Source organism: Diaminobutyricimonas sp. LJ205 (assembly GCF_009755725.1).
In the GTDB taxonomy this organism is placed as follows: domain Bacteria; phylum Actinomycetota; class Actinomycetes; order Actinomycetales; family Microbacteriaceae; genus Ruicaihuangia.
The window spans coordinates 1,754,846-1,775,088 of the sequence record NZ_CP046619.1 but is presented as its reverse complement, the minus strand read 5'-3'; the positions used below and the strand labels follow the sequence as shown (position 1 = coordinate 1,775,088).

The window sequence follows — 20,243 nt, the reverse complement described above, 5'->3', positions numbered from 1 at the left end:
GTTTCACGGGTACCGTGCGATAATTTGATGTAGTCAGACGGGCCGCGCCCGAACTGGCGCCAATGAAGGCTTACCGGGCAAACCGGGCCACGCAGGCAGCGAACCGATTCGCTGGCGTGTCGGATAGCAAGTTCCGAAGCGTTGTGACAGAGCGCAGCGATAGTGATCGCGAACCGCAGTGTCGCACACGATCGCAGACGACAGGATTAGCGGCGGACGCCATGGCGTTCCCGCGTGAGAAGTACCCGGCGGGTGCGCGGTTACCCGCACCGGGCGAGGAGTGCTACCACGATGGTAGGGAACGAAGGAACACCCAGACGACGCACGCGGCTTTTCGGAGCCCGGAAGAAGACCGGTCAGCCGGTCCTCGAGACGAGCGCCGATGAACCGCTGACCGACGTCGAGGCCGCACCCGAGGCGGGAACTGTTGAGACGGGCACCGTTGAGACGTCCGCTGACGCGGACACCGTTGAGCAGGGCAACGCCGAGGCCACTGCCGCCGAAGACAGCGCGTCTGACGAGGCTGAGCCCCTGAAGGCGCAGTCGGCCGAGGCATCCGCTTCGCCGGAAGCAGCCGCCACCGAGCCGAAGCCCGCCGAGGTGAAGCTCGTCGCCACCTCGACCACGTCGCTGCTCTTCCACGCGCCGGCGATCGCACCGCTGCCGCCGCTCCCCGAGCACGACGCCGATGACGACGAAGACCGCGGTGCTCCCCGCAACCGGCGCCGCCGGCGCAGCGCGGACGACGTCCGCGAGGGTGACGACGAGCCGAACACCACTGTGCGGGTCCGCCAGCCGCGCAAGCAGCCTGAGCTGATCACTGAGCCGCAGAAGGTCAAGGGCTCCACGCGTCTCGAGGCCAAGAAGCAGCGTCGCCGTGACGGTCGCGACGCCGGTCGTCGCCGTCCGGTGATCACCGAGGCCGAGTTCCTCGCCCGCCGCGAGAGCGTCGACCGTTCCATGGTCGTTCGGTCGAAGAACGGACGCATCCAGATCGGTGTCCTCGAGGATGGCGTGCTCGTCGAGCACTACGTCGCCAAGTCGCAGGACGGCTCGCTGATCGGCAACGTCTACCTCGGCCGCGTGCAGAACGTGCTGCCGAGCATGGAAGCCGCATTCGTCGACATCGGGCGCGGCCGGAACGCCGTGCTCTACTCGGGTGAGGTCGACTGGGAAGCCGCCGCCGCCGAGAGCGAGAACAAGAACCAGGCGCGCCGCATCGAGCTGGCACTCAAGCCCGGCGACAAGGTGCTGGTGCAGGTCACCAAGGACCCGATCGGCCACAAGGGAGCCCGGCTCACCAGCCAGGTCTCGCTGCCTGGTCGCTACCTCGTCTACGTGCCGAACGGCTCGATGAACGGGATCAGCCGCAAGCTGCCCGACACCGAGCGTGCCCGGCTGAAGAAGATCCTCAAGGAGGTGCTGCCCGAGAACGTCGGCGTCATCGTCCGCACAGCTGCCGAGGGGGCCACCGAGGAGCAGTTGACCCTCGACGTCAACCGGCTGACCGCGCAGTGGGCACAGATCAGCCGTCAGGTTGAGACCGTGAACGCTCCCGCGCTGCTGCACTCCGAGCCCGACCTGCTGGTCAAGATCATCCGGGATGTCTTCAACGAGGACTTCCAGAAGCTCGTCATCTCCGGTGACGATGCCCAGGCCACGATCGAGGGCTACCTGGCCGCGGTCGCCCCGGACCTGCTCGAGCGCGTCGAGAAGTACGAGGGCGAGCGTGACGCCTTCGACGAGTTCCGCATCACCGAGCAGATCGAGAAGGCGCTCGACCGCAAGGTGTGGCTGCCCTCGGGCGGTTCGCTCGTCATCGACCGCACCGAAGCGATGACCGTGGTCGACGTCAACACCGGCAAGTTCGTCGGGTCGGGCGGCAACCTCGAAGAGACCGTCACGAAGAACAACCTCGAAGCGGCCGAAGAAATCGTGCGACAGCTGCGTTTGCGGGACATCGGCGGCATCATCGTCGTCGACTTCATCGACATGGTCCTCGAATCCAACCGTGACCTGGTGCTGCGACGTCTCGTCGAGTGCCTGAGCCGCGACCGCACCAAGCACCAGGTCGCCGAGGTCACCTCGCTCGGTCTCGTGCAGATGACCCGCAAGAAGCTGGGCCTCGGACTGCTCGAGTCCTTCAGCGAGCCCTGCGAGACGTGTGCCGGCCGAGGCATCATCGTGCACCACGACCCCGTCACGAAGCACCGCAGCCAGCAGCCGGAGTCCGGGCGTAGTAACCGCCGCGGCAAGGGCGGCAACGGCGGAAACGGCAACGGCGGCAATGGTGGCGGCAACGCCCAGCAGCAGAAGCCGGTCGCAGCCAGCGCGGGCACTCACGCGATCACCGAGGACGTGCGACACGCTCTCGCCCAGATCGCCGCGAGCACCGTGGCGCACACCCAGGAGGGCGAATCGGCTGAGCCTGCCGCCGAGGCAGCCGAGCAGGCCGCCACAGGCAAGCTGGAGCAGGTCGCCGACGCCGTGCGCGAGGCGAAGACGGATGCCGAGACGGTTGCGGCCGCCGAGGCGACAGTTGCCATCCTCGACATCCCGGTCAAGAAGGCCCGTCAGAACCGCCGCATCAACACCGAAGAGGCTCAGCAGATCCTCGGCTCGGTGCTTGAGGCGCTGCCCGAACCGAAGCAGCCCGGCCAGGGTCGCACCGCGCGCACCTCGCGCCGCGTGCAGTCCTCCGGTGGGGCTCCGGGCACCATCAGCTAGATAGCGCCAGACTCGCTTGTTGATGAGGAGCGCCCTCGCGGCGCTCCTCAACCAGCGGTTACGCGTGCGGCTTCTTGTCGCGCTGCTTCACCCGCAGCCCGCTGGCCTCCAGCCGGCGGGCCAGATCCAGTCCACTGACCGGCTCGGCACCACGAGCAACCAGATCGGCATAGCGGTTCTCCGGCACGTCGTAGTGGTCGTGGTCGAACGCCCGAGGCGGTATCTCAGCTGACGCAGCAAACGCGTGCAACTCGGCCAGGGACTCGTCGCTCACCAGGTGCGCCCACAGCATGCCGTGCGCCGGCCACCTGGGCGGATCGATGAGCACCGTCATGGAATCACCGCCATGCGCCGATTGTAGACAGTCGGGTGGCGGGACACGCGGATGCCTCTTCCGACATTCCGGCGCGCTGCACACGCGGTGGCGATCGAGTTGCTACCATGGACAATCTTGGCTGAGCTGATCCTTCTGGAAGTGGCTCATTCGCGGAACTGGCTCACGCGACATCCTGCACAACACCCACTGCTGCAGGGATCGTGGACGCGGTTTGACCGAAGCGCACAGCATCGAGTAATCTTGACCGTTGGTGTGCGCTGGGCTGTGTCCGCGCTGGTCGCCAAGAGATTTCCTCTGAAAAGTAAGGGTTAGAAGTGGTTTACGCAGTTGTGCGCGCCGGTGGTCGGCAGGAGAAGGTCGAAGTTGGTTCGATCGTCGTTCTTGACCGCATCGCGGCTGATAAGGATGGCAACATCGAGCTCGCCCCGGTGCTGCTCGTCGATGGCGACACGATCACGCACGACGCTAAGTCGCTTGCGAAGGTCAAGGTCACTGCTGAGGTCCTCGGAGACCTCCGTGGCCCGAAGATCACCATCCAGAAGTTCAAGAACAAGACCGGGTACAAGAAGCGTCAGGGTTTCCGCGCTGACCAGACCCGCGTCAAGATCACCGGCATCAAGTAAGGCAGGCGCTGAAATGGCACATAAAAAGGGAGCTTCCTCGACCCGTAACGGTCGCGACTCGAACGCACAGCGCCTCGGTGTGAAGCGTTTCGGCGGCCAGGTCGTCGGTGCTGGAGAGATCATCGTCCGTCAGCGCGGCACTCACTTCCACCCCGGCGCAGGCGTCGGCCGTGGCGGGGACGACACGCTGTTCGCCCTTGAGGCGGGAGCGGTTCAGTTCGGCTCGAAGGGCGGCCGCAAGGTCGTCAACATCGTGGCGGCCAGCTAGTTTTCTTGTTTCACTCCAGGGGCGAGCTTCGGCTCGCCTTTGGTGTTTCTATAGCCGTGGCATCCGTCACGGCGATCGACCATTGAAGGAGCGGTGCCATGGCCACGTTCGTTGACCATGTGACCTTGCATCTGCGCGCCGGCAACGGCGGTAACGGATGTGTCTCCGTTCGCAGGGAGAAGTTCAAGCCGCTCGCCGGCCCCGACGGCGGCAATGGCGGCCACGGCGGTGACATCGTGCTGATCAGTGACCCGCAGGTCACCACCCTGCTCGGCTACCACCGCGCCCCGCACCGCAGTTCCGAGAACGGCGGCTTCGGCATGGGCGATCACCGCAGCGGCCACACCGGCGAAGAACTCGTGCTGCCCGTGCCGGTTGGCACGGTCGTGAAGAGCGCCGACGGCGAAGAACTCATCGACATGAACGAGCCCGGCATGCGCTTCGTCGTCGCTCCGGGCGGAATCGGCGGACTCGGCAACGCTGCCCTGTCCAGCACCAAGCGCAAGGCGCCCGGATTCGCGCTGCTCGGCACCCCGGGCTGGCAGGGCGACGTCCAGCTCGAGTTGAAGACGGTTGCGGATATTGCGCTGGTCGGTTTCCCGAGCGCGGGCAAGTCCAGCCTGATCGCCGCGATCTCGGCAGCCAAGCCGAAGATCGCCGATTACCCGTTCACCACCCTGCATCCGAACCTCGGTGTCGTCGAGTCCGGGTCGACCCGGTTCACGGTTGCCGATGTCCCCGGACTGATTGAGGGCGCGAGCGAAGGAAAGGGTCTCGGCCTGGAGTTCCTGCGCCACGTCGAACGCTGCACCGCCCTGCTGCACGTGCTCGACACTGCGACGCTCGAGCCCGGTCGCGACCCCATCAGCGACCTCGACATCATCCTCGAGGAGCTGCGCGCCTACCCGGTCCCTGAGGGGCAGACCCCGCTGCTGGAACGCCCGCAGCTGGTCGCCCTGAACAAGGTCGACGTCCCGGACGGTCGCGAACTCGCCGACTTCGTGCGCCCCGAGCTTGAACGTCGCGGGTACCGCGTGTTCGAGATCAGCGCCGTCAGCCGCGAAGGCCTGCGGGAGCTGTCCTTCGCCCTGGCCGCCCTCGTTGAGGAGGACCGGGCTCAGAAGGCTGCCCAGCCCGCCCTAGAGCGGATCGTGATCCGGCCCCGCGCCGTCAATGAGAAGCCGTTCATCGTCCGCGTCGAAGGCGGCACCTACGGCAACGTCTACCGGATCCTCGGCGAGAAGCCGGAACGCTGGGTCGCGCAGACCGACTTCACCAACGATGAGGCCGTCGGCTTTCTCGCGGACCGGCTGGCGAAGATCGGCGTCGAGGACGAACTGTTCCGAGCCGGCGCGGTTGCCGGCTCGACCGTGGTCATCGGCGAGGGATCGGGCATCGTGTTCGACTGGGAGCCGACACTCACTTCGACTGCGGAACTCATGACCGGCCCACGCGGCAGCGACGACCGGCTCGGCGGCAGCCCCCGCGCAACGCGGGCGAAGCGTCGCGAGGACTACCTCGACCGAATGGATGCAAAGGCCGAGGCCCGCGCCGAGCTGGCGCGCGAGAAGGAAGCTGGGCTGTGGCGCGAGGAGGAACCGGGCACGGATGACTGAAACCCTGACCAGCCGGGAGCAACTCACCCAGGCTCGCCGCATCGTCGTCAAGGTCGGTTCATCCTCGATCAGTGGCCCCAACGTCACCCAGATCGGCCCGCTCGTCGACGCTCTGGCCGTCGCCCACGCGCGCGGCACCGAGGTTGTGCTGGTGTCCTCGGGCGCGATCGCCACCGGCATCCCGTTCCTGAAGCTCGACGGCCGCCCCGATGACCTCGCGACCCAGCAGGCCGCCGCTGCCGTCGGCCAGAACGTGCTGATCTACCGGTATCAGGAGAGCCTGCGCCGCTACGGAATCGTCGCCGGCCAGGTGCTCCTGACCGCAGGGGACCTCGAGCAGGCGACATCCCGCGGCAACGCGCAACGCGCAATGGATCGGCTGCTCGCCCTGCGCATCCTGCCCATCGTCAACGAGAACGACACCGTGGCAACCCACGAGATCCGATTCGGTGACAACGACCGGCTCGCCGCGCTCGTCTCCGAACTGATCCGTGCAGACGCTCTGGTGCTGCTCAGCGACGTCGACGCGCTCTACACGAAACCGCCGCACGAGCCGGGTGCCACCCGGATCACCGAGGTGCCGATCGACGACGATCTCGGCGGCATCGAACTCGGCGACATCGGCGCCGCCGGCGTCGGCACCGGGGGAGCAGGCACCAAGATCGCCGCTGCCAAGCACGCCGCCCACCGGGGCACCCCCGTGCTGCTCGCGTCGACCGGAGACGTCATGCGCGCGCTCAGCGGCGAGATGGTCGGCACCTGGTTCGCCGCGGCTGAAGCGGACATGCCGATAAACTAGGGCCGTGCCTGAAACTGTCCTCGCCGTGCCGTCCATGATCGACAAGCTCGACGCTGCGCGCTCCGCCTCCCGGATGCTGGCAACCCTGACTCCCGCTCAGAAGAACGCCGCCCTGCTCGCGATTGCCACGCACGTGCGCGAGGGCGCTTCGCGGGTGGTGCCCGCCAACGAGCTCGACCTGTCGAACGGTCGCAACGAGGGGCTCAGCACCGGACTGCAGGATCGCCTGCGGCTTGATGCCGCCCGGCTCGAGTCGCTCGCCGCAGCCGTCGAGGACATTGCCGCGCTGACCGACCCGGTCGGCGAGACGGTACGCGGCAAGGTACTGCCGAACGGACTGTCGATCACCGAGGTGCGCGTGCCGTTCGGCGTGATCGGGGCGATCTACGAAGCGCGTCCGAACGTGACGATCGACATCGCCGCCCTCGCCCTGAAGAGCGGCAACGCGGTCGTGCTACGCGGCGGGCACGCGGCCGAGAACACCAACCGGGTGCTGGTCGAGATCATTCAGGAAGCGCTCACCGCAAGCGGGCTCCCCGCCGCCGCCGTACAGACCATCGACGAGTTCGGGCGCGACGGCGCGAAGCAGCTCATGCAGGCACGCGGTTACGTTGACGTGCTCATCCCGCGAGGCAGCGCCAACCTGATCAACACCGTCGTCACCGAATCCAAGGTTCCGGTCATCGAAACCGGCGCGGGCGTCGTGCACATCTTCATCGACGAGACCGCCAACCGCGACTGGGCCGTCGACATCGTGCGGAACGCGAAGGTGCAGCGGCCCAGCGTCTGCAACGCGGTGGAAACCGTGCTGGTGCACCGCGCCGCGGCCGACCGCCTGCTGCCCGACGTGCTGCAGGCTCTGCGCGAGGCATCCGTCACCGTGCACGGCGACGACGACACCCGCAACCTGTTCCCGGACGCTGTACCGGCGACCGAAGAAGACTGGTCAACGGAGTACATGTCGCTGGACGTGTCGGTGAAGATCGTCGACTCGCTCGACGAGGCCATCGACCACATCCGGCGGTACTCGACAGGACACACCGAATCCATCGTGACCGGCGACATCCAGAACAGCGAACGCTTCCTCGCCGAGATCGATTCCGCCGTGGTGATGGTGAACGCATCCACCCGCTTCACCGACGGTGGCGAGTTCGGCTTCGGTGCCGAGGTCGGGATCTCGACCCAGAAGTTGCACGCCCGCGGCCCGATGGGCCTCGCCGAACTCACCAGCACCAAGTGGGTCGTGCGAGGCGCCGGCCAGGTTCGCGCATAGAATTGAGAAAGCTTTGAACGGAGAAACCACCATGTCGCTGCTTGCCACCATTGTTACCGCGTCCACGGAACACGAGCTTGCCCCGCTCATCGTCCCGGCGCCCGTCATCGGCGGCATCATGGCGCTGCTGTTCATCGTGCTCGGAATGGTGACCTTCAGCTACCGCGACGTGGCCAACCGGCACCGCGACAAGGCTGCCAAGCACGACCAGCACACTCGCCACTAAGGCGACGCCCGTTTCATGACGGACACGGAGAAGCGACGTCCACGCATCGGGGTGATGGGCGGAACCTTCGATCCGATCCACCACGGTCACCTCGTCGCCGCCAGCGAGGTCCAGCAGCAGTTCGACCTCGACGAGGTCATCTTCGTGCCGACCGGGCAGCCGTGGATGAAGCCGAGCGTGACATCGGGGGAGCACCGCTACCTGATGACCGTGATCGCCACCGCGGCGAATCCACGGTTCACGGTCAGCCGAGTCGATCTCGACCGCACCGGGCCGACCTACACCATCGACACGCTGCGTGACCTGAGACTCGAACGGCCGGACGCGGACCTGTTCTTCATCTCCGGAGCGGATGCGATCGCCCAGATCATCGACTGGAAAGACAAGGACGAACTCTGGAACCTTGCCCATTTCGTCGCAGTGTCCCGGCCAGGGCACCAGCTCAGCATTAGCGGATTACCTACTCACGGCGTAAGCTCTCTTGAGGTTCCCGCGCTGGCGATATCGTCCACCGATTGCCGGAACCGAGTGAGTCGGGGGTATCCCGTCTGGTACCTCGTACCAGACGGTGTAGTCCAATACATCTCCAAGCATCATCTCTACCGGAGAACTACGTGACGACGTACCAGGATCGGCCGCCGATGAGTCGGCGAGCCGCACGAGAAAGCGAACGTGGCCAAGCTGCGGAGCGCGACCTTCGTGACGCCTTGGAGCGCAGCCAGGATCCGACGGCGCAGACGGATGCACCGGCAGACGCGCCCGCTCCGGCCGGATTGCCGGAGCCCGTTGACCACGTCACCACCACGCTGCCCCAGGTCGCCGGCTACCGGATTCGTGACTTCAGTCCCGAGGGACGCCGCAGCCCCGGCACGATTCCTGCCCAGTCGGCACCCACCGACGACGGCGCGCCGCTGAACTACCGCACACAAGCGGCCGCTCCGATCGTGTCCTCGGTCCCGAGCGCGCTGCGTTCAGGGGACGGCAGCCAGCAACGCGCCGCGCAGCCTGTTCCACCCCAGCGCGAAGAGCAAACGACGCCTGACAACCTCAACGCCCCTGACCGGACGATGACCCGTCGCGAGTTGCGGGCCCTGCGTGAAGCCCAGGCAGCGGCCGAGAACAGCGCCCCGCCGCAGCTGATCGAGCCGCAGAAGCCGGCATCCAGCGGTCTGGGCGCTCCGCTCAGCGTGCCGACCCCTGCCTTGCCGGTTCCGCCGGCGGCGATCCCGACCGGCCAGCCGGCGGCGCCGAGCCCGACCCCGGCCGCCCCGCCGACCCCGGAACCCCACGTCCCCGAGCGGGTTGCGCCGCGGGCCGAGCCGGTGCCGAAGATCGTGCCGCAGGCTCCGGTCCCGCTCGTCCAGGGGTCCGCCCCGGCAGCACCCAAGGCGCCTGCGCCAGCACCAGCACCAGCCCCGGCGGCAGCCAAGACCCCGGCCCCGGACTTCGACAGCCTCATCGCGCACGACGGCGGCAGCTCGCATTACGCGCCCAGCGCCCTCGTGTTGCCCTCGATCCCGACCCACTCCGACCTGCCCCGTGCGTTGGACGGCACCGGTGAAATCCTGATCACCGGCAGCATGGACCTTCCGCGCGGCTACGGAATCAGCACCGCGGAGCACTCGGGTCTCGACGGCATCGAGGTGGACCGGCTGCTCGATGAAGAGGACCGGTCGGTCAGCGCCACCAACTCGACTCCCGTGCGCGCCAGCCGGGCGGTCAGTACCCACACCGCCACCCGCGGCATGATCCAGGCGAAGCGCCCGAGCAATGGCAACAAAATGCTCGCCGTGCTCGCGGTCACCGCCTCTGCCCTCGCGGTTGTCGTCGTCGGCCTCGTCGTCGTCGGTTTCCTGAGCGGTACCTTCTAGCGACATCCCCGATGTCCAATCGCCTGCCCCACTCCCCAAGGAACCTGTGACTGCATCAGAGCACGCGCTCAACCTATTGAAAATCGCGGCAGCCGCCGCTGACGCCAAGCAGGGCACCGACCTGGTCGCGCTCGACGTGACCGGTCCACTGCCCCTCACCGACGCCTTCCTGCTTGTCACCGGACGCAATGAGCGCAACGTGCTCGCAATCGCCGGCGAGATCGAAGACAAGCTGCTCGAACTCGCCGACGCCAAGCCGCTCCGCCGCGAGGGTCGCGCCGAGGGACGTTGGGTCCTCATCGACTTCGGCGACCTGGTGGTGCACGTCTTCCACGAAGAAGACCGCATGTATTACTCGCTCGAGCGCCTGTGGAAGGACTGCCCGGTGATCCCGCTGGAGCTGCAGGCGGCCGAAACCGCGGAGCAGCCGGCCGACTGAGCCGCCAGCTGGCAACAATCCGTAACCCGGATGAGCCGTGCCGAACCGCTCTGAGATAATGGACGTCGGCTGTATGCCGGATTCGCTGTCGCCCGAGGGTGCGTGACCGCGCCACTTCCCAACCGATCGACTGCAAGGCTCCACCTCGTGATCTCCATCTCCCACGTCTCCAAGACCTACGGGTCTGGCGCGTCGGCCGTGACCGCGCTCGACGACGTCAGCCTGGAGGTAGCGGAGGGCGAGATCTTCGGAGTCATCGGCCAGAGCGGCGCGGGCAAGTCCACGCTCATCCGGCACGTCAACCTGCTCGAACGCCCGGACAGCGGCAGCATCACCGTCGACGGGCAGGATCTCACTGCGCTCTCCTCGACCGAGCTGCGGCACGCGCGGAAGAAGATCGGCATGGTCTTCCAGCACTTCAACCTGCTGAGCGGACGCACTGTGCTCGGCAACGTCGAACTCGGCCTCGAGATCACCGGCGTGCCCACGGCTGAACGCCGCCGCCGGTCGCTGGAGATGCTCGACCTGGTCGGTCTCGCCGCAAAGGCGAACTCCTATCCCGAGGAACTGTCCGGCGGACAGAAGCAGCGAGTCGGCATCGCCCGGGCTCTCGCAGGCAAACCGCGCGTCCTGCTCTCCGACGAGGCGACATCCGCCCTCGACCCGGAGACCACACGGTCCATCCTCGACCTGATCAAGACGATCAACCGCGAGCTCGAGCTCACCGTGCTGCTGATCACGCATGAGATGGATGTCGTCAAGGCGGTCTGCCAATCAGCCGCGGTGCTGGAAGCCGGTCGTGTCGTCGAGCAGGGCAGCATCGTCTCCCTCATCTCCACCCCGGGCTCCCGGCTGGCACGCGACCTGTTCCCGCTCGGCCCGGTGCCGTCGCACAATGGGGACACCGTCATCGACATAACCTTCAGCGGGGGCTCCGCGGACCGCCCGGTGATTGCGCGGCTCGCGCGCGAGTACGGGTTGGATGTCTCCATCCTCGGCGCCGTCATCGAGACCATCGGCGGCAATCAGGCCGGGCGCACCCGCCTGCAGCTGCCCGGTTCGCCCGAGGCCAACGCAGCCCCGATTGAAGACCTCCGCGGCCGAGGACTGCTCGTCGAGATCGTCGGAGGTGCCGCATGATCGATCCATCCGCCCCCGGATTCTGGCCGGAGCTCTTCGAAGTCCTGCTGATGGCGACCGCCGAAACGCTGTACATGGTTTTCGTCGCGCTGATCTTCACCATCCTCATCGGACTGCCGCTCGGCGTTGTGCTCGTCGGCACCGAACCTGGCGGCATCCTCGAGCGCCCGTTCGGCTCGCGCCCGGTCGGCCTCTTCCTCAACAAGGTGCTCGACTTCATCGTCAACATCGGCCGCAGTGTGCCGTTCGTGATCCTCATGGTCGCGCTGATTCCGTTCACCCGGCTGATCGTCGGCACCTCGATCGGCACAACGGCGGCGATTGTGCCGCTGGCCGCGGTGGCCATCCCGTTCTTCGCCCGCATGGTCGAGATCGCGATCAAGGAAGTCGACAATGGCCTGATCGAAGCCGCGGAATCCCTCGGGGGCCACCCGCTGGCAGATCATCTCCAAGGTGCTCGTGCCTGAGGCCCTTGCTCCGATGGTGCTGGGGCTGTCGACCACGGTCACCTCGATCATCAACTTCTCGGCCATGGTCGGCGTGGTTGCCGGTGGCGGACTCGGTTCGGTGGCGCTGCGGTACGGCTACCAGCGTTACAGCGTCATCCACATGGTCACCGTGATCATCATCATCTTCGTGATCGTCATGATCCTGCAGGGCATAGCAGCGCGGCTGGCCCGGCGTTTGGCTCACCGGGGCGGTGCGCCCGCGACGAAAGTCCGGGACAAGATAGCCGCCGACGTCCCCGCGTGAGATGGGCCTAACCGCCCACCAGCCGTGCCCGAAGTCAGCATCACGGACACGGTTCCACTCCCTGAAGAAAGAAGCACTCATGCAGTTCACTACTCGCAGCAAGCGCCTTGCTGGTGCCGCTGTTGCCGCCGCGCTCACGGTCGCCCTGGCCTCCTGCGCATCGACCTCCTCCGAGGACGCCGCTCCCGCCGACGGCAGCCTCGGCACCGTCAACGTCGGAGCCCTCGCGGTTCCCGCCGGTGAGCTGCTCACCTGGGTCGACGAGAACCTCGCCGCCGACGCCGGCCTTGACATCGAGTGGACCGAGTTCACCGACTTCAACACTCCGAACACCGCGCTGGCCGAGGGATCCATCGACGCCAACCTGTTCCAGAACACGACCTTCCTGAAGACCTACAACGAGGCCTCGGGCACCGACCTCGTCAGCGTCGGCGAGGTCTACCTGCCGGTTGCCGCGTTCTACAGCGACAAGGTGACCTCGATCGACGAGCTCGAGGACGGCGCGAAGATCGCCATCCCGGATGACCCGACCAACGAGGGCCGTGCGCTCGAGATGCTCGCCGCGGAAGGCCTGATCGAGACCACCGAGAACCCGACCGTCGTCGGCGACATCACCGCGAACCCGCACGACTTCGAGTTCATCGAGGCCGAGAACGCGTCGCTGCCTGGCGTGCTGCCGGATGTCGACGCGGCGTTCGTGACCATCTCGTTCGCGCTGCCCGCGCAGCTGAAGCTCGAGGATGCGATCCTCGTCGAGGGCCAGGGCTCGAAGTACTTCAACGTGCTCGCAACGACCGCTGAGCTCGAGGACGACCCGCGCATCGTCAAGCTGTTCGAGCTGCTCACCTCCGCTGAGGCCAAGGCCTACATGGAGGAGACTTTCGGCGACCAGATGATCCCGGTCGAGTAAGAACTAAGAACAGACGGATGCCGCGCGCCGGTCAGGCGCGGGGCATCCGTCTTTCCCCCAAGTGGTCACGACCACCCCCAAGGATGATGTAATCTTGATGAGTTGCTTCTGCGGGATACGCAGAGGAAAACAGTAAGGGTCTGTGGCGCAGCTGGTAGCGCACCTGCATGGCATGCAGGGGGTCAGGGGTTCGAGTCCCCTCAGATCCACCACGTGGAAAGCCCCGGCCGATGGCCGGGGCTTTTTCTGTTCTCGCGCCCACGAGATTCCTTGCCACGGCAGCGATCGACGCGGAGACTCTTCACAGGCCGTGTCCAGACAGACGCCGACGAGGGGACCACCGATGTACCTGCTGATGATCTTCCTGCACGTGCTCGGCGTGATCGTCTTCGCGCTGGGTCACGGTACGTCGGTCGCGGTGGCCTTCCGCCTGCGCAAGGAGGTCGAACACGCCCGCATCGCGGCCATGCTCGACCTCTCCTCCTGGAGCGCCGGGCTGATGTACGCGGGGCTGCTGCTCATCATCGTCCCGGGCATCGTGCTCGGTTTCATGGGTGGGTTCTGGGGAGACTGGTGGCTCTGGGTTTCGATCGTGCTGCTTCTGCTCGTCATGGGCGCCATGTACGGCATCGCCACCCCTACGTTCCGTCGCCTGCGGTTCGTGACTGGCGCGACGATGGATGAGGCCTCACGCAAGAAGGCCGCCGGTCTCGGGACTGAAGGCGTCGTGGAGTCTCTGGCCACATCGTGGCGCCCCACGGCCCTCGCCCTCATCGGCGGCGTCGGTCTTGCCGTCATCCTGTGGCTGATGATCGCGCAGCCCGGCGGCTGACCGGCCAGCGGGGCCAGGAGGGTCAGCGGGAATCAGTCCTCGGTAACCGGCTCCTTGGGCAGCTTCCGCACCTTGGCGCGCCGACGCCGGTTCGGGATCATCGAGCGCATCTCCTCGAGCTTGCCGAAGCAGAGCAGCCGGTCACCGGCCTGCAGCACCTCGAAGCGCCGCGGGTTCGGGATGACGGTCGCCCCACGGTGCAGCGTGAGCACCGAGATGTCACGCTCAGGCAGGCCCGAGTCGCCCAGCGCCTTGCCGACCAGATCGGCGCCGCTGTTCACCACGAGTTCGGCGATCCCGTACCCGGTCGACACCGCAAGCCGCTGGCGCACATCGATGTCGGGGAACGCGACCTCGTTCGAGATGTAGTCGATGATCGCGCCGGCCACGTCGAGCTTGGTGGCGGTCTCGATGCCCTCCAGCCCTGGGGAGGAGTTCACCTCCATCACGAGCGGGCCGTCATTGCCCTCGAGCATGTCGACACCGGCTACCCGCAGCCCCATGATCTGCGCCGAACGCACGGCGGCGCGGACATACTCGGGAGTCAGTTCGACCGGTTCGACCGAGCCGCCACGGTGCACGTTGGAGCGGAATTCGTCGCCGTTCGCCTTCCGCCGCATCGCGGCAACGACGCGATCACCGACGACCAGGGCACGGATGTCGCGGCCCCGGCTCTCGGCGATGAAGGCCTGGATCAGCACATTCTGCTTGGTGGAGTGCAGCGTCTCGATGATCGCCTCGGCCACCTTCGCCTCGGGGGCGAGAATGACTCCGATGCCCTGCGTGCCCTCGAGCAGTTTGATGACCACCGGGGCGCCGCCGACCCGTTCGATCGCCGGTCGCACGTCGGCCCGATTGCGCACGAACGCCGTTGCCGGCATGCCGATGTTGTGCCGCGACAGGATCTGGGTCGCCCGCAGCTTGTCGCGCGCGTTGCTGATGCCGTTGGCGGTGTTCGGCGTGTAGACATCCATCTGCTCGAACTGCCGCACGACGGCGGTGCCGAAGTAGGTGATCGAGTTGCCGATCCGCGGCAGGATCGCGTCATAGCTGGACAGCGGGCGGCCGCGGAACTGCAGGTCCGGTTCCTCGCCGGACAGGTCGATGGCGAACCGCAGGGTGTTCAGCACCTTGACCTGATGTCCACGCTGCGCGGCAGCGGTGCGAAGTCGCTGCGTCGAGTAGGAATGCGGGGCGCGCGAAAGAATAGCGAGTTTCATGGAAGCCGGACGAAGACTGAGAAGATGGAGGTATGAGGCATCTTTCCCATTCAAGCACCATCGCAGGGTGGCGCGAGTGGGTGGGTCTCCCAGGAATCGGCGTCCCGTGGATCAAAGCAAAACTCGACACCGGTGCTCGCACGTCGTCGATCCACGCGTTCGATGTCGAGGTATCCAGTGATGGCGCCGACGAGCGGGTGAGGTTCTGGGTGCACCCCTGGCAGAACTCGGATCAGGATGCTGTTCTCGTCGACGCCCCGGTGCACGATCGGCGACTTGTGCGCAGTTCGTCCGGGCACGCCGAGGAGCGGATCGTGGTGCTCATGGATGTCGCCATCCTGGGCCGAACCGTGAGAGCTGAGGTGACCCTCAGCAACCGGGACTCGATGGGCTTCCGCATGCTGATCGGCCGGGAAGCGCTGCGCCAGCAGTTCCTCGTCGACCCTGCCCGGTCGTTCATCGGTGGGCGAGCACCGAGACGCGTCCGACTCATCAATCGGGCCCGCACAGCTCAGTCTGACTAACGGCCCAGCCGGACTAACCGCGCACCTTCTCGCCGAGCCTGGCGCGGGCGTAGCGTCGGCGGCATGGCAGTGGTTGACGGGGGAGCGGTCGCCCGAATCGGCATCTCAGGGTGGCGCTACCCCGCCTGGCGCGGCACGTTCTATCCGCCGAAGCTGCCGCAGCGACTCGAACTCGAGTACGCCGCCGACCGGCTCACCTCGATCGAGATCAACGGCACCTTCTACTCGCTGCAAAAGCCCGCCTACTTCACGCGCTGGGCAGCCGAGACTCCGGACCAGTTCCGGTTCGCGGTCAAGGGCGGCCGATACATCACCCATCTGCTGCGGCTGCGTGAGCCGCAGCAGGCTCTCGCGAACTTCTTCGCCTCCGGGTTGCTTGCGCTCGGGCCGAAGCTCGGCCCGGTGCTCTGGCAACTGCCGCCCAATCTGAGCTATGCCCCCGAGACGCTGGAACGCTTCCTCACGCTGCTGCCAACCAGCACCGGCCAGGCAGCGACCCTCGGCCGCCAGCACGAAGATCGGCTGGATGGGCGCGTGCACCTCGACATCGACGCCGACCGCCCGCTGCGCCATGCGATCGAGGTGCGCCACCCCAGCTTCGACACCGCGGAGTACTTCGCGCAGCTGGCCGCGCACCAGGTGGCATCCGTCGTCGCCGACACCGCAGGCAAGTGGCCGAAGCTCACCGCCGCGACCACCGACTTCGTCTACGTGCGGCTGCACGGTGACACGGTGCTCTACGAGAGCGGCTACGACGATGCGGCACTGGATGGGTGGGCATCGATGATGCGCGGCTGGCTGGCCGAGGGTCGCGACGTCTGGGCGTACTTCGACAACGATGTCAAGGTGCGGGCCCCGTTCGACGCGATGGCGCTCATCCAGCGGTTAGCCTGACCGGGGTTAGCCTGACACCGGTTAGCCTGACACGGTGCTCCAACCCACCGACCGCTGCCCCTGCCTGAGCGGGAACCCATACGGCGAATGCTGTGGCCCGCTGCACGCCGGCGCCATTGCGCCCACAGCCGAAGCTCTGATGCGCTCCCGCTACTCGGCGTTCGCGGCCGGTGACACCGAGTACCTGCTCGCCACCTGGCATCCGGCCACGCGCCCGGCGACGCTCGCCCTCGATCCGGCCGAGCGCTGGTACCGCCTCGACATCGTTCGCAGTGAGCGGGGCGGTCCCTTCGACACGGATGGTGTCGTCGAGTTCAGGGCGCACCATCGGACGGATGCCGGCGCTGGCGTGCTGCACGAGGTGAGCCGCTTCGTGCGCGAGTCCGGGCGCTGGTTCTACGTCGACGGCGACAGTTTCGGTGGGTGAGTAGCGCGCTACGAAGTCGGAAACCGCAGTCGCAGGCTCCTGCGGCGCTGGCGTCGCGGATCGCTGCGCGATCCCTTTAGCTCCAGCGCGCTAGAGCGCCGGCAGCGCAGCCTCCCGCACCGGGTCGATCGAGGTGACCGTCGCGAAGCCGTCGGCGAGCAACGCGGCATCACTGCCGGGCTCGGCCTGCGCATCCTGGTCGGCGACGGCGAGCCGGATGCTGTGCTGGTCGCTCTCGGTCATCGTGGTCTGCACGATGCCGAACTTGGCCAGCGGCGCCTGCCGGAACTCCGGCAACTCATCGGTCTCCAGGTTGGGCACGTTGAGGTTCAGCACCGTGCCGACCGGCTGGTCGAGCAGGAATGGGATGAGCTTGCGCGCCATCCGGGCAGCGATGCTCCAGCGGAACCTGGTCGGCTCCAGTCCGACGTCGAGTGACACGGCGAGCCCGCGGCCGCCGTTCACCCCGCCGGTGAGCGCCGCTCCCACGGTTCCCGAGTGGATGATTGCCCGTCCGACGTTCGCGCCGCGGTTGATGCCGGACAGCACGAGCTCGGGCGGATCGCCGAATGCGCCGTGTCCGGCGATGAGCGCGATCAGCGCGGGAGCGCCGTGCACGGCGTAGGTGGGGACATCCTCGAGTCCCTCGAGCTTGCGGCGGTCCATCCGGATGCGGCCATCGCTCTCGGAGGCGATGATCGACGCGCTGGAACCGCTCGCCTCGGATGCGGGGGCCGCCACGACGACGTCCAACCCCAGCTCCATTGCGGAGACCGCCAGCCGGAACAAGCCAGGCGAGGTGATCCCGTCGTCGTTGGTGATCAGGGTCTTGACCGGCCGAATCACTCCTCACGCACCCTTCGCGCCAGTTCATCGGGACTGACGCGGGTGCTCGCCCCGCGTTCTTCTTCGAGCGGGGTGACGGTGACCAGTTGGCGCAACCGCAGGATCGCGGCTGCCTCGCCGGTGCCCAGTCCGTGCCGGGTGACATTGAGAGCTCCTGCGGCGGCGCCCATCGCGACCGCCTCCAGAATCGAGCCGCCGTCGGCGAGCGTGGCGGCGACGCCGGCGGTCATCGAGTCGCCGGCGCCGCTGGTGTCGGCGATCTCCAGTTTCGGCATGTGCACCTCGCTCACCACGCCATCGGCGAGCAGCAGGGCGGGTTCCTCTGAGCGGCTCACGAGTACGTTCTGGGCGCCGTCTTCGTGCAGCCGGTGCATGGCACGGATCACGTCGGGCAGCAGGGTGCGGTCGCTGACGATTCCGTCGGCTTCGAGCTCGACGTCGCTGACCTTGACCACGGTGACGCCGCCGCGAAGCGCGGCGCGCAGGCGTTCGCCGGACAGGTCGGCGATGACCTGCCGTCCGCCGGTGCGCAGGTCGGATGCAAGCCGTCGATACATGTCGGCAGGCAGGGCGCCCTCGCCGTGCGGTCCGCTCAGGATGGTGGTGCCCGCATCAAGGCCCGCGCGCAGCGTCAGCCCGTACAGCGCGTCCAGGTCGTGCCGGGAGAGCGGTTCGCCGCCGGTCTCGGCGATCTTGATCCGTTCACCGCCGCGCCGGTCGTGAACGTACGCACCGCCGCGGCCGGTGCTGTGCACCGCGAGTACGTCGAATCCCTCGTCATCCAGCAGATGATGCAGCACGCGCCCCGATTCGCCCGAGAACACCGAGCACATCGTCACCGAGGCGCCAAGTGCGCGCAGCATGCGCGCCTGCCAGACGCCTTGGCCGCCGGCGTGGATATGGATGTCGGCTCCATCAGGGTGGTCCTCGACCGTCACCGTCAGAACCGGCGATGGCGCAAATACGACGACCTGATTCATTGGGCCAGTCTATTGGCGTACCCCTCGAATGGGGGAGGCGCGCCCGGCGGGCCAAGGCTGCCGGGCCTCGGCGCACGCTCGATCCGCGGTGGATGGACTGCTGCTACAGTCGGCACCACGTGCGCCGCCGGAGGCGTCGGAGGGGAAGGTCGACCCGTGCAGGAGTCGGACGACGAGTTCTTTCGGCAACACATCATCCATTCGCGGGATGGCCGACTGTCCGACGATGCTCCGGTGAGCGATGCCGCTCAGATTGAGGCCATCCTCGATGCCGCCGAAACGGCGCCGAACGGTCTTGTCCTGCACATCCATGGCGGCCTGGTCACCCCGGGAGCGGGTATCGAGAGCGCTCGACGGCTCGCCGCGGCCTATGAGCAGGCGCGCGCCTATCCGGCCTTCCTGGTGTGGGACTCCGGATTCCTGTCGGCGCTGCAGGCGGAGGTCCTGGACCCGGTCGGTCGGATGCTTCAATCCTTCGCCGACGCAATCGACGACATCCGCCGTGCCCCCGTCGAAGGTGGTCGCGCGGTGCGCGCCGCGCTCGAGGAACGGATCAGCGGCGACCCGGGGTTGATCGTCAGCGTGCAAGCGGTGCGAGCTGCGGGGCCCATCCCGCCCGGGCAGGAACGGACTGCCCGCGCGAGGACAGTCGGCCGGCTGGACACCCCCGGTTACGCCACCCTGTTCCAGGGAGTCGGGCTCACCCTGCCGCAACGACTGGCCGCCGTGCTCGCCGATGTCTACGACCAGGTCAGCGCCCGCGAAGACGCCGGCCGCATGCACGGGGCGTGGCAGACCATCCAGGAAGAGCTGATCCGCAAACTGCGAATCGGCAGGGCGGTGTGGACAGGCATGCTCGCCGACATTGACGCAGGCTTTGAGGCGGATGACCGCGCCGCGGGATCGGCGCTCGCCCGGGCGCTGACCGCCCGCGCGGCCGACGGCCGGCTGACCAGGCTCACCCTTGTGGCGCACAGCGCGGGCTGCGTCATGGCGTGTGCGCTGCTCGATGCGTTGAGCGAGACGGAGATCGACGTCGACGTGGTGTTCCTCGCGCCCGCCGTCTCACACGCCCGTTTCTACGACACCCTGCGCCGGCACGCGCATGAATTCGGTCGCCTGCGCGGGTTCCGGATGTTCACAATGCGGGACGAACTGGAACGTGCAGACACCGTCATCCATGACCGGTTCGAGTTCTACCAGCACAGCCTGCTCTACCTGATCTCCGGAGCGCTGGAGACACTGCCCGATCGGCCGCTGCTCGGCATGCAGCGTTTCCTGCTGGATGACCTGGATCCCGCGCTCAGCCACGGGGAGCGCGCCCACCGCGACGCCATCCGGGAGTTCCTGGCAGCGGCCGACGACAGGCTCGTGCTGGCCACGACCAGCCAGGACGCGCCGGCTGGGACCCGATCGACCGCGACCAGCCACGGCGACTTCCCGTGGGACGCCGACACGTTGGCGAGCGTCGCGGCGTTCATCTCGACAGCGCTGATCGAGACCGGGCAGTAGGCACGCGAGCCCGGGAATAGCGGCCG

23 protein-coding genes and 1 tRNA gene are annotated in these 20,243 nt (G+C 67.2%); 20 read left to right on the top strand and 4 right to left on the bottom strand.

Going from position 1 to position 20,243, the window contains the following annotated elements:
* Positions 1 to 291: 291 nt before the first annotated feature.
* A complete protein-coding gene (locus GO591_RS08515) occupies positions 292 to 2,727 on the top strand; it encodes an Rne/Rng family ribonuclease (protein WP_157156425.1) in 2,436 nt (811 codons plus the stop codon).
* 58 nt (positions 2,728 to 2,785) lie between these two features.
* Here GO591_RS08515 and GO591_RS08510 read toward each other — a convergent pair whose 3' ends face one another.
* Positions 2,786 to 3,061, bottom strand: a complete 276-nt coding sequence (locus tag GO591_RS08510; protein WP_157156424.1) for a DUF4031 domain-containing protein — start codon at positions 3,059 to 3,061, stop codon at positions 2,786 to 2,788.
* A gap of 317 nt (positions 3,062 to 3,378) precedes the next feature.
* On the opposite strand from GO591_RS08510, the gene rplU reads away from it, so the two are divergent.
* The 15 genes from rplU to GO591_RS08440 all read left to right on the top strand — a co-directional run bounded on the left by rplU (position 3,379) and on the right by GO591_RS08440 (position 13,814).
* Positions 3,379 to 3,687 (top strand): 50S ribosomal protein L21, encoded by a 309-nt coding sequence (gene rplU / locus GO591_RS08505; RefSeq protein ID WP_157156423.1) that lies wholly within the window; start codon positions 3,379 to 3,381, stop codon positions 3,685 to 3,687.
* A 13-nt stretch (positions 3,688 to 3,700) separates the two neighbouring features.
* On the top strand, positions 3,701 to 3,955 hold the full coding sequence (gene rpmA / locus GO591_RS08500) for a 50S ribosomal protein L27 (protein WP_157156422.1): 255 nt from the start codon (positions 3,701 to 3,703) through the stop codon (positions 3,953 to 3,955).
* A 98-nt stretch (positions 3,956 to 4,053) separates the two neighbouring features.
* Positions 4,054 to 5,571 (top strand): GTPase ObgE, encoded by a 1,518-nt coding sequence (obgE, locus tag GO591_RS08495; RefSeq protein WP_157156421.1) that lies wholly within the window; start codon positions 4,054 to 4,056, stop codon positions 5,569 to 5,571.
* Entirely contained in the window at positions 5,564 to 6,370 is an 807-nt protein-coding gene (gene proB, locus GO591_RS08490; RefSeq protein WP_157156420.1) for a glutamate 5-kinase, read from the top strand. Before obgE ends, proB begins: the two co-directional genes overlap by 8 nt.
* A 34-nt stretch (positions 6,371 to 6,404) precedes the next feature.
* Positions 6,405 to 7,643, top strand: a complete 1,239-nt coding sequence (locus tag GO591_RS08485) for a glutamate-5-semialdehyde dehydrogenase (protein ID WP_157157841.1) — start codon at positions 6,405 to 6,407, stop codon at positions 7,641 to 7,643.
* 31 nt (positions 7,644 to 7,674) lie between these two features.
* Positions 7,675 to 7,869: a hypothetical protein gene (locus GO591_RS08480; protein WP_157156419.1), complete on the top strand. Its 195-nt coding sequence runs from the start codon at positions 7,675 to 7,677 to the stop codon at positions 7,867 to 7,869.
* Positions 7,870 to 7,884: 15 nt separating this feature from the next.
* Positions 7,885 to 8,487: a nicotinate-nucleotide adenylyltransferase gene (nadD, locus tag GO591_RS08475; protein WP_157156418.1), complete on the top strand. Its 603-nt coding sequence runs from the start codon at positions 7,885 to 7,887 to the stop codon at positions 8,485 to 8,487.
* Positions 8,484 to 9,740: a hypothetical protein gene (locus GO591_RS08470; protein WP_157156417.1), complete on the top strand. Its 1,257-nt coding sequence runs from the start codon at positions 8,484 to 8,486 to the stop codon at positions 9,738 to 9,740. The genes nadD and GO591_RS08470 overlap by 4 nt, the downstream gene beginning before the upstream one ends.
* A gap of 46 nt (positions 9,741 to 9,786) precedes the next feature.
* Positions 9,787 to 10,179, top strand: coding sequence for a ribosome silencing factor (rsfS, locus tag GO591_RS08465; RefSeq protein WP_157156416.1), 393 nt, complete (start codon positions 9,787 to 9,789; stop codon positions 10,177 to 10,179).
* A gap of 147 nt (positions 10,180 to 10,326) precedes the next feature.
* Complete coding sequence (locus GO591_RS08460) at positions 10,327 to 11,319, top strand: methionine ABC transporter ATP-binding protein (protein WP_157156415.1); 993 nt, start codon at positions 10,327 to 10,329, stop codon at positions 11,317 to 11,319.
* Complete coding sequence (locus GO591_RS15950; protein ID WP_232466105.1) at positions 11,316 to 11,786, top strand: methionine ABC transporter permease; 471 nt, start codon at positions 11,316 to 11,318, stop codon at positions 11,784 to 11,786. The genes GO591_RS08460 and GO591_RS15950 overlap by 4 nt, the downstream gene beginning before the upstream one ends.
* Entirely contained in the window at positions 11,779 to 12,072 is a 294-nt protein-coding gene (locus tag GO591_RS15945) for a hypothetical protein (RefSeq protein ID WP_232466104.1), read from the top strand. Before GO591_RS15950 ends, GO591_RS15945 begins: the two co-directional genes overlap by 8 nt.
* 79 nt (positions 12,073 to 12,151) lie before the next feature.
* A complete protein-coding gene (locus GO591_RS08450) occupies positions 12,152 to 12,982 on the top strand; it encodes a MetQ/NlpA family ABC transporter substrate-binding protein (protein WP_157156414.1) in 831 nt (276 codons plus the stop codon).
* Positions 12,983 to 13,118: 136 nt separating this feature from the next.
* Positions 13,119 to 13,194 (top strand) — tRNA-Ala (locus GO591_RS08445).
* 131 nt (positions 13,195 to 13,325) lie between these two features.
* Positions 13,326 to 13,814 (top strand): hypothetical protein, encoded by a 489-nt coding sequence (locus GO591_RS08440; RefSeq protein WP_198295444.1) that lies wholly within the window; start codon positions 13,326 to 13,328, stop codon positions 13,812 to 13,814.
* Positions 13,815 to 13,846: 32 nt separating this feature from the next.
* Here the strand turns inward: GO591_RS08440 and GO591_RS08435 are convergent, their stop codons facing one another.
* Positions 13,847 to 15,034, bottom strand: coding sequence for a RimK family alpha-L-glutamate ligase (locus GO591_RS08435; RefSeq protein WP_157156412.1), 1,188 nt, complete (start codon positions 15,032 to 15,034; stop codon positions 13,847 to 13,849).
* Between the two features lie 32 nt (positions 15,035 to 15,066).
* Here GO591_RS08435 and GO591_RS08430 point away from each other — a divergent pair, with 32 nt between their 5' ends.
* From GO591_RS08430 to GO591_RS08420, 3 genes are all read left to right on the top strand, one after another.
* Positions 15,067 to 15,558, top strand: a complete 492-nt coding sequence (locus tag GO591_RS08430) for an ATP-dependent zinc protease family protein (protein ID WP_157156411.1) — start codon at positions 15,067 to 15,069, stop codon at positions 15,556 to 15,558.
* A gap of 63 nt (positions 15,559 to 15,621) precedes the next feature.
* Complete coding sequence (locus GO591_RS08425; protein ID WP_157156410.1) at positions 15,622 to 16,452, top strand: DUF72 domain-containing protein; 831 nt, start codon at positions 15,622 to 15,624, stop codon at positions 16,450 to 16,452.
* Positions 16,453 to 16,486: 34 nt separating this feature from the next.
* Positions 16,487 to 16,879, top strand: coding sequence for a YchJ family protein (locus tag GO591_RS08420; RefSeq protein ID WP_157156409.1), 393 nt, complete (start codon positions 16,487 to 16,489; stop codon positions 16,877 to 16,879).
* A 90-nt stretch (positions 16,880 to 16,969) separates the two neighbouring features.
* Here GO591_RS08420 and surE read toward each other — a convergent pair whose 3' ends face one another.
* Positions 16,970 to 17,725, bottom strand: coding sequence for a 5'/3'-nucleotidase SurE (gene surE, locus GO591_RS08415; RefSeq protein WP_232466103.1), 756 nt, complete (start codon positions 17,723 to 17,725; stop codon positions 16,970 to 16,972).
* Positions 17,722 to 18,705 (bottom strand): PfkB family carbohydrate kinase, encoded by a 984-nt coding sequence (locus tag GO591_RS08410; protein WP_157156408.1) that lies wholly within the window; start codon positions 18,703 to 18,705, stop codon positions 17,722 to 17,724. Before GO591_RS08410 ends, surE begins: the two co-directional genes overlap by 4 nt.
* Before the next feature lie 234 nt (positions 18,706 to 18,939).
* On the opposite strand from GO591_RS08410, the gene GO591_RS08405 reads away from it, so the two are divergent.
* Positions 18,940 to 20,217: a hypothetical protein gene (locus GO591_RS08405; RefSeq protein WP_157156407.1), complete on the top strand. Its 1,278-nt coding sequence runs from the start codon at positions 18,940 to 18,942 to the stop codon at positions 20,215 to 20,217.
* Positions 20,218 to 20,243: the final 26 nt, after the last annotated feature.